At 66.5% G+C, this 17,453-nt stretch carries 6 protein-coding genes and 1 pseudogene; 3 read left to right on the forward strand and 4 right to left on the reverse strand.

Annotated elements, in window-relative coordinates; genetic code table 11:
* Window position 1: 1 nt before the first annotated feature.
* Both DFJ68_RS14395 and DFJ68_RS14400 read right to left on the reverse strand, forming a co-directional pair.
* On the reverse strand, window positions 2–4,939 hold the full coding sequence (locus tag DFJ68_RS14395; protein WP_211333373.1) for a DEAD/DEAH box helicase: 4,938 nt from the start codon (window positions 4,937–4,939) through the stop codon (window positions 2–4).
* Window positions 4,936–8,262 carry a hypothetical protein gene (locus tag DFJ68_RS14400; protein ID WP_121034276.1) on the reverse strand — a complete coding sequence of 1,109 codons (3,327 nt, stop codon included), beginning with the start codon at window positions 8,260–8,262 and terminating at the stop codon, window positions 4,936–4,938. The genes DFJ68_RS14395 and DFJ68_RS14400 overlap by 4 nt, the downstream gene beginning before the upstream one ends.
* Window positions 8,263–8,538: 276 nt before the next feature.
* On the opposite strand from DFJ68_RS14400, the gene DFJ68_RS14405 reads away from it, so the two are divergent.
* Genes DFJ68_RS14405 through DFJ68_RS18820 form a run of 3 tightly spaced genes read left to right on the forward strand, consistent with a single transcriptional unit; the run spans window position 8,539 to window position 13,139 of the window.
* Window positions 8,539–10,884 (forward strand): Hsp70 family protein, encoded by a 2,346-nt coding sequence (locus DFJ68_RS14405; RefSeq protein WP_147431599.1) that lies wholly within the window; start codon window positions 8,539–8,541, stop codon window positions 10,882–10,884.
* Complete coding sequence (locus DFJ68_RS14410) at window positions 10,881–12,107, forward strand: UvrD-helicase domain-containing protein (RefSeq protein ID WP_121034281.1); 1,227 nt, start codon at window positions 10,881–10,883, stop codon at window positions 12,105–12,107. Before DFJ68_RS14405 ends, DFJ68_RS14410 begins: the two co-directional genes overlap by 4 nt.
* Before the next feature lie 54 nt (window positions 12,108–12,161).
* Window positions 12,162–13,139 (forward strand): hypothetical protein, encoded by a 978-nt coding sequence (locus DFJ68_RS18820; RefSeq protein WP_245963666.1) that lies wholly within the window; start codon window positions 12,162–12,164, stop codon window positions 13,137–13,139.
* On the opposite strand, the pseudogene DFJ68_RS19110 reads toward DFJ68_RS18820, so the two are convergent.
* Both DFJ68_RS19110 and mobF read right to left on the reverse strand, forming a co-directional pair.
* Window positions 13,100–13,911: pseudogene (locus DFJ68_RS19110) on the reverse strand (AAA family ATPase). The gene DFJ68_RS18820 and the pseudogene DFJ68_RS19110 sit on opposite strands and share 40 nt — an antisense overlap.
* Window positions 13,912–14,190: 279 nt before the next feature.
* Window positions 14,191–17,448, reverse strand: a complete 3,258-nt coding sequence (mobF, locus tag DFJ68_RS14420; RefSeq protein WP_245963667.1) for a MobF family relaxase — start codon at window positions 17,446–17,448, stop codon at window positions 14,191–14,193.
* Between the last annotated feature and the right edge of the window lie 5 nt (window positions 17,449–17,453).

The following is a 17,453-nucleotide window of genomic DNA, read 5'->3' on the forward strand; positions in this document are numbered from 1 at the left end:
CTCACCTCGTTGGCACCCTCTCACCGAGCGCCAAGCGGAGCGCGCTGGCCTCGGCCTCAACGACCATCCAGCCTGCACGCTCAAGGTCGCTTCGGTCCTCCGGCTCGGCGTCCATGAGGACTGCCACCCGCTCGTCCGGCCAGGCGAAGGCAACAGGGATGCCGTCCGCGACCTCGACGCCAACCTCAGCCACCGGTATGCCGGTCGCTCGGGCAAGCGTGACGACGAATTCCTTCTCCGCCGGGGTCTCGGCCTGAGCCATGGCCGCTGACCACTCGACCGGGACCTCAGGGGGCTGCGCCTGCGTGACCACGGTCGACTCCCTCAGCACCCGGGCGAGAAGCCGGGCTGCCTCGCCGCGGCGGAGCTGGTCGTGGAAGCGCTCGTTACGGAAGGTCCGGAGGCAGGCGTAGCAGCTCGTCTCCTCGCCGCACTCGCAGGAGGACACGACCTTCAAGGCGCGGGCCAAGACCTCGGGCAGGTGCTGCCCGATGCGCAACACGTTGCCGGCACCACCCGGGACGGTGTCGAAGAACGCCAGCGCCGCCGACCCGTCCTCGGCGCGGAAGAGCGTGCCATCCACGTCTTCGCGGGAGATGTCGAGACCCCGTGAGGCCCCTTCGAGGATCGCGTAGAGCACTGAAGGAGACTCGAGCAGCGGTGCCAGGTTTCCCGGACCCGCGATTGTGAGCATGTCCGTCTCGAACGTATGGCCCAGGGCCAGTTGCCGAAGCGGGCCCTTGCACGGGTCGCCCTTGAAGAGGTGGCGGTGGACCTTCGGGAACTCGTTGACGAGCGATGTGCCCCAGCCACACCAGTCGCAGATCAGGAAGCCACGCCCCACCTTGCCCTCGCTGATGGCGACCAACTCCGCTCGCGGGCCATAAGCGACGTGGAGCTGCCCCTCGCCGAGGGCGAGGGTGGTTACCTGAAGCTGAGGTGACTGCCTTCGGACATGGGTGCTGCCGTTCCACACCCGCTGCGGCGGCGTCGTCCCGGGGCGCTTGGGATCCCTCGCGGCAACAAACCCGTACACGGGCTCGGCGTAGGGGGGCCGTTGGGGCAAGAGGTGGTTGCAGGCTTTGCACGTCGGCCCGAGGGTGGAGACGTCGTCGGCGTAGTGGCCACAGGCGGGGCAGGCAGCGTAGTGCCGCTGCACCAGCTCGCGACCGGGCATCCGGTAGATGCCACCTGACGTCCAAAGCCGCCCGCCCGCGACAACCTGGGCTCCCGGAGCGTACTCGTAGATGGCCGTGCTGAGATCCCGGCTGAGGCGGATGTCGGCCCCCCGCTCGGCATCGGCGTAGATCGTGCGGAGATCGACCGTGTCCACCGGGAAGCCATACTTGGGCAGGATGTTGTGCTGGCCGAGGAAGCCCAGGAGTTCCTGCGATTCCAAGGTCGCGATGGTCTTCCCGTACCGAGAGGCCAAGAAGTCCTTCCGTGCCACGAAGGCTTCCTGGCGGAGCGTCTCGAACTCACCGATGTCGCGCTGGAACTCATCGCTCACCGTGCCCAGGAGCTCAATCAGACGCTCCGTCCACTCGCCCGAGCCTCCGCCGATCACGGATGAGACGGTCGGCGACAGCACCTGAACGGCTGCGTCACACACCTGCTCGCGGTAGTCCCGAAGGAACTCGGCGAATCGTTCGGCACCCGTCGGGGCGTCGCCCGCGAAGAACTCGCCCGCACGGCGCCATACCGTGCCGGTCGTCTCGAAGGCATGGCGCAGGAACAGGGACAGCGCCACCGAATGGGCATGCCGGCGGCCGATGCGGTCGTTGTCCAAGTAGACGTACGGCGCCTGCACCCGGCCGGCAATCATCTCCGTCGGACGCTGGTAGCGGGCCAGGTCATGCGGTCGTCGCTGCGCGAACGTGAGGATGACCGCGGCCGACGAGGCACGACGTCCTGCCCGGCCGGCCCGCTGCACGTAGTTGGCCGTGCTCGGAGGCATGTTGCGCAGCATCACGGCCTCGAGCTCGCCCACGTCGACACCGAGCTCGAAGGTCGTCGAGCACGACAGCACGTTGACGTCGCCGTTGATAAAGTCCTGCTGGATCTTGGCAGCAGCGCGGGGCTGCCACTGAGCGGTGTGCTCACTCACGGACATGCCCACGGGCAGGACGTTCCGGTGCAGGTCTCGGTAGTGATCGGAGTCTGCCGTCACCGAGGGCAGGCTCCACTCCTCGAGCCTGCCGTCGCACCCCATCGTGGGGCAGATGCCCAGCACGGAGACCGATGCGACCCGCTGACACGAGGCACATCGATACAACGCCTCGCCCGGACCCACCGCACGAAGCTCCAGCCAGGTGTGATCGGCCCGCCAAAGCAAGCCCTCGGAGACCGCGCTCGACTGGGCGAGCCAGCCGTCCGGCATACCTCCCGCGAGGAACTTCCACACTCCGTTGAGGACCTCCGCCGCCTTGTCAGCGGGGGCCCCGGCGGCGATCAGGACTCGCTTCACGAAGTCCACACGACGATTGGTCACCGAGTTCCGGCTCGGCTCCCAGCTCAGGATCTTCCGCTTCGCCTCGGAGCCAGTGCCGCGTACGAACACCGGGCCCAGACGGGGCGCGAACGCCTCGTCATTGGCCTGGACGTCGTCCGGCATGGTCACTGCGCCTTGGGTGAGGAGGATGGTGACCAGGATTTCGACGAGGTCCCACGCCTGCTGCTCGGTGAGGCCGAGGGCGAGCAGGGGCTGCGGGACGCGCCACTTAGAGTCCTTGCCGAAGCGAACGACCATCTGGCCGAGGCCCTGGAGGGACTGTCGCTCATCGAGGCTGAGGAGCTCCTGCATGACCCACAGCGCCGCAGTGCGCTCCCGCTTCTGTCGCGAGTCCTTCCTCTCGAACAGGCCCAGCTCTCCGGCACGCTTGGCGACCGCACTTGCCAGGTCCTCGATATTGAGCGGGTCGCCCGTCCTCAGGGCATGGAGGATGAGCGCACGGCGACGGATCCGGTCGTAGGTGTCCTCGAGGTACGTGGCGAAGAAGGCCGCGGACTGCCGTGAATCGCTGAAGAGGAGCAGCTTGCGGCCGTTGCCGGGCTTCGCGCTCGCCTCGTCGCCGGAGGACGGGATCTCTTGGTAGAGCGCAGTGGACAGGACCGCGGCGGCCGCGTCGTTGCCCGTGGAGAAGGTGCGGATGTCAGGGTTGCGGCTGCCGCAGTGCAGGCACTCCTTGATCTCGGTCCGAAGGCCCTGCACCATCCGGACCGGTCGCATGTGTTCGTTCGAGCAGGCGGGGCAGCGCCCACCCGAGGGCGACAGGCAGGCGCACGAGGAGCAGATCCACTGGTCCTGGTGATCGGACTTCTGCGCCTCGCCGAGAACCTCCTCATCCTCGTCGCTCGGGCCCTCGATTGCCGACTCGTCTGAAGGAGGGTCGAGCAGAAGCCAGACCGCTCTCGCACCAGGCCGGTTCGTCGGCCGGAACCAAGCCCGGCCGTCACGCTCATCGCGCTCCCCGACGAGGTAGATATGTCCACAGCGTTGGCACGAGCCGAACTCGAACATCGGGTCTTTGCAGTCCGGGCAGCTCTCGTGGCGAGTGAGCGCCACATGCGGGCCGCTCGTGCCGAGGCAGGAGAACGCGCCCTCGGTGGCCTTCGCGAAGAGGTGGTACCTCGCGGAAAGAACGGGCTCCCCCGCGGCATCAACAACACCGCTAGCTACGCGCACACACGCTGTCAGGCTCTCCGGCGTCCACCCCGCATGGGGTAGGCCGGCGACGATCTGATTCAGCGTGAGCGGGCCGCTCGCCAAATGGTTCTTGAGCTCGACGAGGCGCGATTCGTGGGCGAGCGCCTGCCCTGCGTGGGTGCCCGTCCATCCCTGGCTGGCCGCAACCCTGAGGATCTCCGGAGCGGGGTCGTGGGACTGGGCAATCCGCGAGTAGTCGCAGCCGTCTAGCGGACCCCACGCCCCCCGCTCAGGAACGGCCCTGCGGACGGCGGGCACCACGTCGCACCTGTCGTTGTCTCCTGGAACCCACTCGACGGTGGCGCGCGTGAGGCGAGTTGCGAACTCCGCGACCAGGGCGGGATCGTCACCGACCGTGGCGCTGGTGAGGATGCTCTGAAGGGGAGCCTGGGGAGAAACGCGCTGCTGCAAGCGGCGCAGCAGCATCGCGATCTCGGCGCCCTGGGAGCCGCCGTAGACATGTGCCTCGTCGACCGCGAGCCATCGCCAAGAGGTCGCCATCGCACCATCGAAGAGAGGTGTGTCGAGCGGCCTGACCAGCAAGTACTCGAGCATTGCGTAGTTGGTCAAGAGGATGTGAGGCGGCGTCTTCTTCATCTCCGCCCGCGACAGCAGCTCGTTGGGAATCGGATCGACACCGGGGTTGAGCTGCGCGAACAGCTCACGAGCCTTCTTGGGGTCCTCCGGAGTCTCTCCGGTATAGCGACCGAAGGTGATGTGCGGGTAGTCGCGAAGGACTTCGCGTAGGCGCTTGACCTGGTCATTGGCCAGCGCGTTCATCGGGTACAGGAGCAAGGCGCGGACTCCGGGACCGAGCGTTCCCGCCTCGCGCTCACGGGCCAGTGAGTCCAAGATCGGCACGAGGAAGCTCTCCGTCTTGCCAGAGCCCGTACCTGTCGCGACCACCAAGCTGCGCCCCTGCGCTGCCTTACGAATCGCGCGCTCCTGATGGACGTAGAGCGGCCGATCGGCGGGCAGTGCTTCTGAGCACACGCCGAGGAACGCGGCACTGAGCACCCCCTCGCCTACGAGGTCCCTGAGGCTCGCACCCTTCTCGTAGGGCGGTGTGACATCGAGGTAAGGGCCCTTGGTCATTGACCCGCTCGACCGGATCTTGTCGGCGAGTCCGGCGGCGAGGCGCCCGTCTCCTAGGGAAAGCAGGGACGTCAGGTAGCGCTGATAGGTCTCGGTGATCCTCTCGCTAGTGGCGAGGGGGTCGATGACGTCCTTCACTCGTTCTCCTCCAGGTCTCGGGCCGGTCGGGTGTAGGGATCTGTGGCTGCGCGGGCAAGCATTTCCGCGATCACGATGTCGATCTCGACGAGTTCGGGGACTTCGCGTGCCAGAGCCTGCCACTGCGATGCGAACTGATCCGTGACGCGTGTGGCGCGGTAGTCGCCCCTGGCCGCCAAACGGGCCATCGCAGCCAACGCCGCCGAGACTTGGGGCAGAATCTCCCAGTCCCAGGACCGATCCTTGTTACCTCGAGCACGAAGCCACCCCACCGACTGGGTCATGCCGGCATCGAGCAGGAGCTTCTCACCAGCCTCCAGCAAGGCGGGGCCACTTCGACAGAGACCCTTGAGGCTTGCCTTACCTCGAACCCTGAACAGGGACATCGCCGCGGCCGCGCGGGTATCACCATCCAGCAGACCCGCAGGCACAACTCGCGCCTCGCGCCACATGTCCTCGAGTTCCTTCGGCGTCTTGGCATTGAGGATGGGTGCGTAAAGGAACCGCCCGAGATCCGGGCCCCAACCGTCGGACCCGGCCGCCACCTCTTCGACGAGGCCACCACACACGGCAGTGATCTCGTCCCACGGAAGTGCGATGGTTTGGACATCCGCGGTTGCGGCCAGGGCAGCAAAGCGCCGCCACCCGACCGGAAGTGAGGACGGCGTCAGTTCTGGCCGTGCGCTGAGGAGTCCAACACCCATTGCCATGACCAAGGCGGTGGAGGAGGACAGGCCTGTCTCTCTCAGGGACTCGATCGCCCCCTTGTAGTCCAGCGAGAACCGGTTGCGGATGTCCTCCGCGAGCGCTCGCGGTGCAACATGGCGGGAGATCTCATACGATCGCTCCCACGCAGCCCAGAGATAGGGATACGCGGCCGGATCCGAAGGGACCCTCGTGAGCCCCGCAAGGTAGTGAATCGCTGAGGCCTCGGCGTCGCTTGTGGGCTCGGGCCACCCCTCTCGCTCAACCGCTGCACCAGTGTGAGGCCAGGCAGGCCAGGGAGCTGGCGCCCATGGGTCCTCTAGGCGGACGAGGACCAGCAGGGGCCCGGCCACGACCAGCTCCTCCGGAAGTCGTGCCTCCCCCTGCTCATCGATCGAGATCACTTCCGGGCGGCGCCATGGGGCCATGAGCTGGTAGACACCAGCCACGGCATCAGGGACGCCGGCAAAGTCCGTGAGGCGCAGCACGTCGTCCTCCACGACGGCCCCGGAGCAAAGGCGGTCAGGACGGAACGACACGAGCACCGTATCCTCGTCGCCCACCGTCCACTGCAGCCGGGCCACCTTCTCCCGCCGGACCGTGTCGGCGATGCGCGCAAGGTCGAAGCGCTGGCGAGAGCCCGCGCCACCGGTCGGCGGCAGGACCTGCCTAAGCCCTGACTCGCCGATCAGTGTGAGCGGCGGGAGCGCTTGTCCAGTAGCCATCCGAACCTCAAGGATCCCGAGATCGCCCCGCCTATCGGAAGGCACGGTCAGGACGGCTGCCGACCATTCGGTCGCCTCGCCGTCGACGACGCGACATATCTCGAGGTGGTTGGGCTCGCACACCAGCGAGAGGGATGCCTGACCCGCGCGGACGGTGAGCGGCATACGCAGCTCGTCTGGTCGGAACTCCTTCTTGGCGGGCTCGACGCTCAGGCCAGTGGTGCTCCCCCAGTCCACTGTGACGGGCGTCAACCCGGTCGGTGTGAACGATCGGCAGTGGACCGACGTCCGTTGAGTCAGCCCTTCAGCAACTGCCACTCGTCTACTCGTGCGTGTGCCGAGAGGACCGCGGACGAGGATGTCGAACTCGCCGACGATGGGCTGGGAGCGTCCATCGAAGGGATCGGCGTAGGCAACCAGCTCTTCGTCCGGGCACCGGGGCGCGCACGTCCAGTCGTCGCTGGCAATGAACTGTCCCGTGGCAGCATCACGCACCTCCACGTGCCAGGACGTCTCGCTGCCCAAGCGGGGGAGGGTCACTGCGGGGCGCTCCGCGACGACGTGCACTCCCGACCGCGTGAGGAGACCAGGCAGCGGCTCACCCGCCTCGACGCCCGGTCGACCTCGATGATGGATCGCTCGTACATGGCCGTCGAACTCCACATTGCGGACCGAATCGAGCGGGACTTGGTCAAGCGCCCACCCACCCCAGCCGATTGGGCCCATGAGCGAGACTCTCGGCTGCAGGATGTGCCCCCCCGAGGTGGGTCTGCCCTTGATCGCGGGATAGAGGAGCCAGACATCCTCGCCGGGCAGCGGGGCAGATCCGGAGAGAAGGTGACCGGACCGGTCGAAGGCTAGAAGGGGGGCTTCGGAACGGACCAAGTCGAGTTCGAAGCCCTGCGAGCCTCCGAAAACTGCCGAGATGGCGCGCACTGGACGAGCAACAACCGCTTCTTCGAAGGCCGTGCCTCCGGTCCCAGTGCTGGTGTTGCCGGGATGCGTCGGCGTCACTACGCCGTCGAGTAGCACGTTCCACCGAACCGGGTCGTCGTTCAGGCCGGCGAGCTGCGGCAACCTGAGTACGACCGAAGCGCGATCGACGTCCAAGAGCAGGTGTGGGCCCTCCAGAGAAGTGGAGCGCGCCGTACGGGACCCGATTCGTGCGGGCCTCAGAAGCTCCAGGGCGCCATCAGCGGTGAGCTCGACCGCCTTCTTCACCAGCCGCTTGGGCGCCCCCGACAAGGCCACCAGATTCTCGACATCCGTGACCCCGGAGCGCAGAGCGTCGAGCAGATCAAGAAGGCGATCCACCAGGTCGACGGCGAACTCGCCGCCCCGTAGAAGGAACCTCGCGGCAGGCTTGTCCACGTGCGCCAGGCGGGTCGGTTGTCCCTCCGCCCACGTGATGAAGGACTGACCGTCAAGGGCGGGGTTGAGCTCCTGACGCTGCTGCAGGAGCATCAAGACGTCCCGCAGGCAGTAATCCGGGATGACCGCGTGGAAGCTGATCGGCCCCAGATAGGTGGTGCCGTCCTCAATGGTTGGCAACTCGAGCTTCTCGAGAGCCGTGAGGAAGGCCGTGCCCATCGCAGCGCGGGTCTCCGAGGAGCCCTCAAAACCGATGTGCCGGAATATCGCGGGCCAGAGTTCCCCGCCGCGATAGTGGGCGCTCGCAAACGTCGCCATGCTCACCGCCACGCAGGCGGGATAGTTGCGCAGTTTGGCGAGGCCAGTCGGCCTCCGGGCCACTAGTCCGACGGCGCGCAGCATGGTCGTCGCCACGCTGGGGCTCACCTCGTACTCCCCCACGAGGTTCACCGTGCCCAGCCGGTCACGCCACTTGTACTCAAACCGATCCAGCGCCTGTGTCGGCGTCAACGACTCAGCCAAGGCGAGTCGACCCTCTTTCCACTTAGCTCCACGCCCTCGTGGAGTAACCCCTGTCATGCGCCTCGACCCTGATGACGCACGCCGCCAATACCCCGGAGGGTGTCGCGTGCGAGCACCATACTTCTCCCCCATGACAGCGTCGACGGCCCCCGGGTGGCACCCCGGAACACCTGTGGCGCAAAGGTGCACCCGACGCGCCAAACCGCGGACAGCGACCTCAGAGGCTGCTAGGTTGCGTCCTGCCGTTTCGGGCATTTGGGAAACTGGGGGACTTCTGTGCAGCAAATCGACTGGTGTGCGCTCTTCGGCTCGACCTTGGACACGCCAAGGGACGCAGTGGTGGCGTTGGGTATCGATTTGGGCACCACCTACTCGACGGTCACTCGAATCGCGTGGACGGGTGACCCCGAGGATGAACCTGAGCTGGACGTCGTGCCGATCCGGCAGCGCACCAGCGCTGGTCCGAAACGAAGCGCTCTCGTGCCCTCGGTTGTCGCCGTGCGCGCTGACGGAACCACTGCGGTTGGCGAAGAGGCTCGCGACGTCGTACGCGAGCGAGGGCGCCCGCCACGGGAGGGCATGGACACCTTCACCGCGACGAAGAACGACATCGGCACCCGGAAGCAGTACCCGAAGGCACCGGAGCATCTGAACAATCCCGCGAAGGTCGCGGAACACATCCTTCGTTTTCTGGTTGCCGGCGCCCAAGAGGCCTATCCAGGGCGTTTCGATCGCGTCGTCGTCACGGTGCCTGCGTCATTCCAGCTGACGCAGCGCGAAGACACGGCTAAGGCTGCCCTGGAGTCCGGAATCGGCCTCAAGGCCTACGACTTGATGGATGAACCCGTCGCGGCCTTCCTCACTTTTGCAGCGCAACGCGCCGAGGGTGTCGCTGCCGGCCGTTACATGGTTTTGGATGTCGGCGGCGGCACGAGTGACGTGGCGCTGCTCTCGGTCGAGCCGACGCACCGGCAAGTGCAGGTCAACGTCTCGGGCACCTCCCGTTACTGCCGTCTCGGTGGATCAGATATCGACAGGGCCATCGTTGTGGAGCACCTCCTTCCGGCACTGGGCGAGCTGAATGGCTGTGACCCCAAGGAATGGACTTACACGCAACTCGCCTCCGTCATTATCCCGGGCCTTCTGGACACGGCTGAGGAACTTAAGACGAAGCTCAGTCGTCGCATGGCTGCGCGGCGAACGGTCGGTTCCGACTGGTCGGACCTGGAAGAGCGCACGTCACGCGACGTGCACCTCGAGATTCCCAAGGGGGCCGCCCTCACCCTGCCGGCAGGGTCCGTGTCCATGAACGCCGAGGAGTTCGCGTGCGTGATGGCTGCTTATCTGGACCCCGACGAGAGCCTGCCCCGAAATGGCGAGTACTACGAGTCCGCCTCGATCTTCGCTCCGCTTCGGGAGCTGCTGGATCGCCGGGGATGGGACGCCCAGGAGACGACACTGCTCCTTGCCGGCGGCACCTCTCACACAACGCTTTTGCAGGACGCTCTTGCGGACCACCTCGGCGTCATACCTCTCGCGATCCACGGCTCCGATCACCCCCTCGCACAGACAGAGATCAGTCAAGGCGCAGCCCTGCAGTCCTTCTCGCTTGCGCTGGATGAGACATCTCCACTCGTCGTTCCACGCAGTGACGAGGCCTTGGTCATCGAAACGGCAACGGATCCACGTGAGGTCATCCCCCAAGGCACCGTGGTTCCATGGCCCGACGATCCTCGGGGTCGCGTGATTCCGCTGCGTCTGTCGGACGGGAGCAAGAGCAACGGGCTGCGGCTCAGCTTCACCCGCAATGGAGTCACGGTCCAAAACCAAGTGATCGAAGTTCCGGTCGACGCTCAAGACGGCGACTCCTTTACGCTCCGGGCGCGGATGGACGCGAATCAGCAGGTAGCTCTTGAGTGCGAGTTTGCCTGCGGTGCTCGGCACACCTTCCAGATCGACAGGCCATGGTCGTATGTGGTGAACCCGCAGGTAGCGCGAGATCGGATCCTGGAACTCGAAGCCGATCACGGTGACCCCTCGGCAACGCCACGGGAGAAGTTGGAAATCCGAGAGCAGCTTGTCGACCTCTACCGAGCAGTGGGGCATCTCCAGAAGGCTGCCGACTCCGCTCGCTTCGTTCTTCAGCGCGCGGAGTCCGACGAGGATTATGCGACTGCATCCAACGACCTGGCCAATGTGCTCTGGGAGCAAGGCGCCCGCGAGGAGGCACTCCACGCCCTCCGCCGGGCAGCGCCTCGAGCAGAAGCATGGCTCCTGTGGAATCTGGCATGGCGTCTCGAGCAATGCGGTCGCTTGGAAGAGGCACTAGATGCTGTCGACACCGCCATGGCTGCGGATCCCGACGGGAGTTCCCAGTCCCTGCGGGGCAGGATCCTCAAGGGACTCGGGCGTGCGACTGAAGCCGAAAGCCAGTTTCGCTCGGCCTTGAGCGAGTTCGGGCATCCACGCACAGCAAGTGACTTCGATCTGCACTGGATGGACTACGTCGCCCGGCAAGTGGGCGACGAGTCACTCCGTGACTCCATCAAGGACTCACGGCGTCGGGTTGCCCAAGCCTCAACCACGAAGGGTGTCCTGCCCGAAGCGGATCTCCCCCTATGAGGGCGGTCACTTTCGCATCCCTGACGCCGGACCAGCAGAGGTTCGTCCAGTACCCGACGTCGCGCCATGTTGCGGGAATCGGTGCGCCTGGGTCCGGCAAAACCTTGGTTCTCGTCCACCGGGCCCGATTCCTCATTGAGCTGGGGTACGAACCCGAGCGCATTCGCCTGGTCACGTACACCAACGCCCTTGAGGACTACATTCGAGCCGGTCTGAGGGAGTTCGGCCTCCCCGAGGACATGGTCATCAGCTACGACGCGCTGATGCGTGAATTGCATCAAGACCTGACGGGCAAGAGAGTCCGAATACCAAAGGAGCTGAGCGAAGACGAGAGGCACAACTTCGTTCGGGATGCCGTGGGGTCACTCGTCGAAGACAGGATGACGGGAAGCCTCTTTCCTCCCAAAGCCCGCTGGGATGCTGTCTTCGTCGACGAGGCACAGGACCTGAGCGCCTCTGACATCATCACCCTCTCGAGGCTGAGTCGACACGTCACAGTCGTGCTGGACGCCCGTCAGCAGTTGTACGAACGAGGGGCTCCCGCGGATCAGATCCTCAACGCGTTGGATCTGCGATTCGAGACTTCAACCTTCCTTTCCACCTTCCGGTGCTCGCGGGCCGTTACCGCGATCGCCGCGGCAGTTGCCGTCGATGCCGAGGACCGGGCCGCCCTGCCGCGTACTGTGGGTATCGCCAGGAACGAGATCACGTCCCGCCGAGTGCTCGCTTCCGACCGCGCCGTAGAGGACGAGTTCTTCCACTCAGCACTCCGCGCCCGCATGAGCGAGACGCAGAGCATTGCCGTCCTGCTGCCGACCAACTTCTATGCCTATGGGCTGGCCAAGGCCCTCCGCGAGGCCGGATTCGATGTTGAGGACAAGAAGTCGCTGGACATGACGACGAGCGCGGTCAAGGTGCTCACCTATCACAGCGCAAAGGGCCTGTCCTTCGACTCGGTGTTCCTCCCTCGGCTCTACGAATCGGAGTTCGCACGCGCCGGGCGGCAGAACCGCACCGGGCTCTTGTTCGTCGGCCTGACCCGCGCGACGACATATCTCTTCCTGAGCACCCTCAAGGGCAAAGAGATTCGGGAATGGCGTGAGTTCGACGCCGTCACCGAAAACCACTTGGAGACGATCGACGCCACCGCGCCACCCGTCGGCGCCGTCGCCGCCGCTTTGCCTACCACCGACGTGGACGACTATTACGACGACTTCCTCTGATTTGTCCGCGCGGCAGGGCGCCGCATCCGGCAACAAACCCACGAGACGATTGGCATGCCCGTGTTCAAGCGCAAGCACAAGGTCGGACGTTCCACGCAGGCGAACCTGGGGAGAGCCCTCGCTGATCACTTCCTAGATGGAGAGACAGCGAAGTATTACGCCTGGGCTTCCGGTGGCGATGACGGTGTGGTGATCCAGACGAACCAACGACTGCTGCTGGTCGACATGGAGCCGCAGCCCCGCATCGCTCTCGCCGCACCCCTTGACCATCTGGCGGGCGTTCACCTCGACGTCGAAGACCTCAAGCCCGTCCTGCACGTCGAGATGCGTTCAGGTGCCCGGCTCGACGTGCCGGTGGCCTCCCCGAAGGCGCTCGACAAGCTCGTGGACCATGCATGGAGGGCCGCGGAGGCACGTATGGGATCCCTCAACGGAGAGAGGGCCACGTCATCTACCGACGTCGTGGCCACAGCTGAACGGCGCGCGCGCTCAGTCGCGGATGATCACATGGAGGCGGCGGAAGCTGACATTGACCTGCTGCTTGCGATGGAGCCCGACCCTCTGCACATCGTCATCTCGAGGGAGCATGTCGAGAGCGGATTCATCGATGAGACACTGGGGCAACTGGAGCAGCTGATTGCCACGCCCGATCGAATCAAGTACTTCCGTGAACGGGTGATGGTCTCCGTACACGGGTACGACGACGACCCCCGCGAGCTCAGCGAGGTAGCCGAGGTCTGCTCGTTCCTGGACAAGCTCGACGACAAGTTTCCCTTCTGGCTCTACTTCCTGGACAAGCGGACGTCATCGTTGCTCATGGTTATGCGCTGCTTGTTGGCCATGCGGGTCGAGACAGATGCTGACCCGTCCGTCCAGCGGCAGCACCTGGGCAACCTCGTGTCGACATGGTGGTTTCCCGCGTTGAACATGGTTGCCGAGCAGGCGGACTTGACCGAGGCAGAGATCCAGGACTTGTCGGATCGTGCGTCGCTCTACTTCCAGAAGGGTCCCCGCGTCTTCTTGGACGCTTGACGTTGACGGAGCCTGAGCGAGGCGGCGCGTTCCCACTCGTGCCGGAACCGGCGCACGTCGTGCAGTGCGGGCGCGTCCCGCCGGGTGTCGGCGAGGAGCTTGAACGCGCCTCCGGCCCGCACTGACCACAGCTGCGCACAGTCCCCCACCAGGAGCACCTTCGCGGCCGCCCGCGCGGCGGCGGCCGTGATGTAGTCCAGGTCCATCGTGGCGCCATGGACGCCTCGTCGACGATCACCAGCTGCCCCGGCCGCACGTTGAAGCGGTCGTATGCCGCTGAGCTAGCTGCCGCCTGCTTCTGCAGTTCCCGGGTCGCTGGGGGGTAGGCGTGAGCCAGCCGAGCGGCACACGCCTCGATCTCATGGCGTCGTTCGGGGAGGGGGCGGTGCTCGGTGATCCACTTGGCGGTGTTCTCGGTGGGGACGCCGAGGGCGTCGGCGAGGACCTCCGCCGCCGCGGCCGATGGGGCGAGGCCGATGACCGAGCCGGGCCCGTGGGCTCCTTCCCAGGCGGCGCGGACACCGGCCATGGTGGTGGACTTGCCGGTGCCGGCGGCGCCGACGATCAGGTCGAGTCGACGGCCGGAAGTGACGACCGTTGACACCGCAGCGGCCTGCTCCGCCAAGCAGTACCTTCCGGCCGGACGGGATCGCTTCTGCGTCAAGGAACTCTTGGGTGGCGTTACACCTCGTTGTTGCGGGCCGGGAACTTGCTCGACCGTCCGGCGCTGCAGCGCGTCGGGAACCAGCCCGAGCTCTGCCGGGTTGAGCATTACGGCCCGCCCGACGGCATACGTCGTGGACTTCTCGGCCACCGCGACACGGTCGGCTGGGGCTAGCAAAGCGGACTCAGAGGAGCTCGCGGAGGGTCTCGTCGAGCAGGTTGGCACGGGTGAAGGTGGCGCGCCTGTCGGCGATCGTCGAACTGACTTTGGCGGCACAGAGCGCTTTCAGAGTCGAAGCTGCGCCCTCGTGGGTGATGACCGAGCCCAGTTGAGTGCAAGGGTGGACGGCGGGCCCGCCTCGTACACGCCGAAAAGGCAGGCCCTGCGTTACCACTTCATCGTGGGGCCAGCAGGCCGCATTGATTCCGGGGGCTCGACCTGCGGCCATGAGTCCCGAATGTTGCGCCGGCGGCCCATTTCGCCAACGAGTGCACCATTCCAATGACTGAGGAGATCGGCACTGCTCGCGCTCACATTGCGTTTCCAGCGGTCGCGGACAGCCACGTCGTCGAGATCTATCCCGAAGCGTTCGGCGTGGTGCATGCGAGCGATCAGGGGTCGCAGAGTGTCGGTCTTCTTCGCGTGGTCGATCTCGGCCTCTGTCACCCCGGCGGTCCTGAGAATGTCGAGGTAGCGGTCTTCGCGACGAGCCTCGAGGACTGCGGCACCTTCGGCGGCCAGTCTGCTCGGACTAGCCACGGCAGCGGCTTCAGCGACGCGCGTCGCGGTCGCTGAAGTGTCCGATCCGGGCCTCGCTAGGACCGCCTTGAGCACCTGGACGGGTTGCATGGGCTCGATGTCGTCGTGCGCGGTCGCAACGTCCGGGTCGTGCATCGTGTCGACGTAGAGCCGGTTCGACTCCCGTCCCCTGGTGGCCATGACGTACAGCGGCTCCCGGGTCGTGGTCGCCGTCACGTATGCGTGGGCGGTGTCGACGGTTCGGCCTTGGGCACGGTGAGCAGTGGTGGCGTAGCCCAGCTCGACATGCTCACACACATAGTCCGCGGGAAGCGTCACGGCGCGCCCGCCCACCGGCCTGCGGGCCCGGATGGATCCATCGGTGAAGGTCTCGGTGACGATCCACTGATCGCCGTTCTTGACCCACTCCCCTACCTGGGCGGAGGCGCCATTCCGAGCTTCGCCGGTGACGATGTCGCGTTGGTTCAGCCGCGTGACGATGTGATCGCCCTCGCCGATGGTGGTGCCGGCCCTGACCGTGATGCCCTCCTCAGAGACGTCGCCGGTGGTGACGCGGTGTGCGCGGGCACGCGTGTTGAGGTCGGTGACGGTCTGGGCGTCGGCCGCGATCATGAGGGAGGTGCGCCTTGCGGTGACGTCGGCTTGCCATGCGGTGAATAGCGCGTCGAGGACGGCATCTCGGTCGCCGCCTATGACGCGGCCGTGCTTGTCGTACTCGTCCGCGGCTGCGGGGCGCCCGGTGCGCAGCTTCAGGGAGGCGTCGCGCTCCCATTCTTTTCGGAAGCGGCGCACGTCGTGCAGCTGCGGCGCGTCATCGCGGTCGGTCGCGAGCAGCTTGAACGCTCCCCCGGCCTGCACCGGTGACAGTTGGGCCCAGTCCCCGACGAGCAGCACCTTGGCACCCGCCGCATTGGCCGCGGTAGCGATCTGGTCGACCTCGAGGGTTCCGACCATGCTCGCTTCATCGATGATGACCAGCTGCCCGGGACGCAGCCGCCAGCGATTGATGTCGTCGGAGGCACGACGCGCCTCAAGAGCCATGGCACGCGTGCGCAAAGAGGGGCTGGCACGGTCCAGCCGGGCGCGCAGCCGGTCGAGACGCGCTTGTCGTTCGGGCAGTCGGGCATGCTCGGTGAGCCACTTGGCCGTGTTCTCCGTCTGCACCCCGACGGCGTCGGCGAGGACCTCGGCAGCCGCCGCGGACGGCGCGAGCCCGACCACGCTTCCCGGCCCGAACGTCGCTTCCCAGACCGCGCGGACTCCGGCCATCGTCGTGGACTTGCCCGTCCCAGCCGGCCCGACGAGCACGTCTAGGCTCCGTCCGGAACCAGCCACACGGCATACGGCATCGGCCTGCTCCGCGGACAGCGGATGGTCACGGCCCGGCAGCGGCTGTGCCGCCGCTACGGCCGCGGAATGCTCATCCACGGCGGGTGAACCGACCGAGCGACCGGCGTCGAGGAGACGCTGCTCGGCGTCGATGACCTCACGGCTGGTGTACTTGATCGAGTCTCGAGGACGGAACCGCGACGTGCCGTCCGGTCGGAGCAGTCCATCCGGAAGCAGCTCGAGTCCCGCGTCGTTTGGGGTACGGCGGACGGCACGGGTGAGCGCGATGTCGGCGACGTGCTCTGCGGTCGCGACGCGCTCGTCGGGAGTAATGAAGCGAACGCCGGCGACCTGCCGAAGGACCTCCGCGAGGATGTTGGCGCGCGTGAAAGTAGCTCGCTTGGCTGCCACGTTCTCGAGGGCGACACGCGCGGCGTCGGCGAGGATCTCCTCCGCCAGATCCGAGGGCCGCAACCGCGGAAGGTCGTTACGGTCGGCGAGGCTCGCGACCCACGCCTGCTGCACCTCTGTGGATGCGCCGACGTGCGGCTCGGCGCGCTTACGCCAACCGCCGACCATCTCCGACAGCGGCCGTAGGTGCTTGTCGGGTCGAGTGGCGAGGGTGGCCTGCTGCCGCAGTTGGAGCACCTCCCGGACGGTCGGCTGCCGACCGTGCGATGCCACGAACTGCTCGACGAGGACATCCTTGGCGACCTCGATCTCCGTGCTGCGCTGAGAGAACTCCGCTCGCAACGCCTTCCCGACCCCGGTGACCTCCCACTTCTCCACCCCGGAATGCCGCCGGGCCTCCGGCGCCCACCCATACCCGAGGTCGGCCGTGACCAGGTCGGACAGGACGCCGTTGTACAGCTCAGACAGTCCGACCGCGGCCCGGAACATCGCTTTACTGTCGAGGGTGCGCCAGCCGCCGTCGGACACCGCCTGCACTCGGTTGAGCACGACGACATGGGTGTGCAGTTGCGGGTCCCCGGCGCGGGAGTCCCAGTGCTCGAACGCGGCAGCGACCACCCCGCGGACGTCGTCCGAGACGACCCCGCCGCGTCCGGTGCGCGTTGCAAACACCCGCTCCTCCGCGTGCCCGATCACGAACTCCAACGCCGCCTGGTGCGCCGCGCGGATCCGGGCCCGGGTCGGCTCGTCGGCGAGAGCCCATGCCACCGACACCGACTTCGGCGCGGAGAAGGTCAGGTCGAACCCGGCCACCGTCTTGGGCGTCTTCCGCGCCCGGCCCAGAGCGTCGACGTAGGCCGTCCGGCTGATGCCCGGGGACCGTCCCAGCGGAACGCCGGTGGCCGGGTCCTGCAGCATTCCAAGCATTCGCCACAGCTGCTCCTCGGTCACGACCGAGCCGGGAGCGATGCCGCTTCCACCGTCCAAGCCGGCCAAGCCGCGGCCGAGGAACCGGCCGCGAGGGGTGCCCACCTGCGTGTAGTAGTCGGTCAGCGGCGACGCAGTCCGGCCATCGGCGTCGCCGCGAGCGACCGAGGCCATGAGGTACCGGTAGCCGGAGCCCAGCGTCATCCGGCGGATCGACATCGTCA

The organism is Terracoccus luteus, from assembly GCF_003635045.1.
Lineage (GTDB): Bacteria > Actinomycetota > Actinomycetes > Actinomycetales > Dermatophilaceae > Terracoccus > Terracoccus luteus.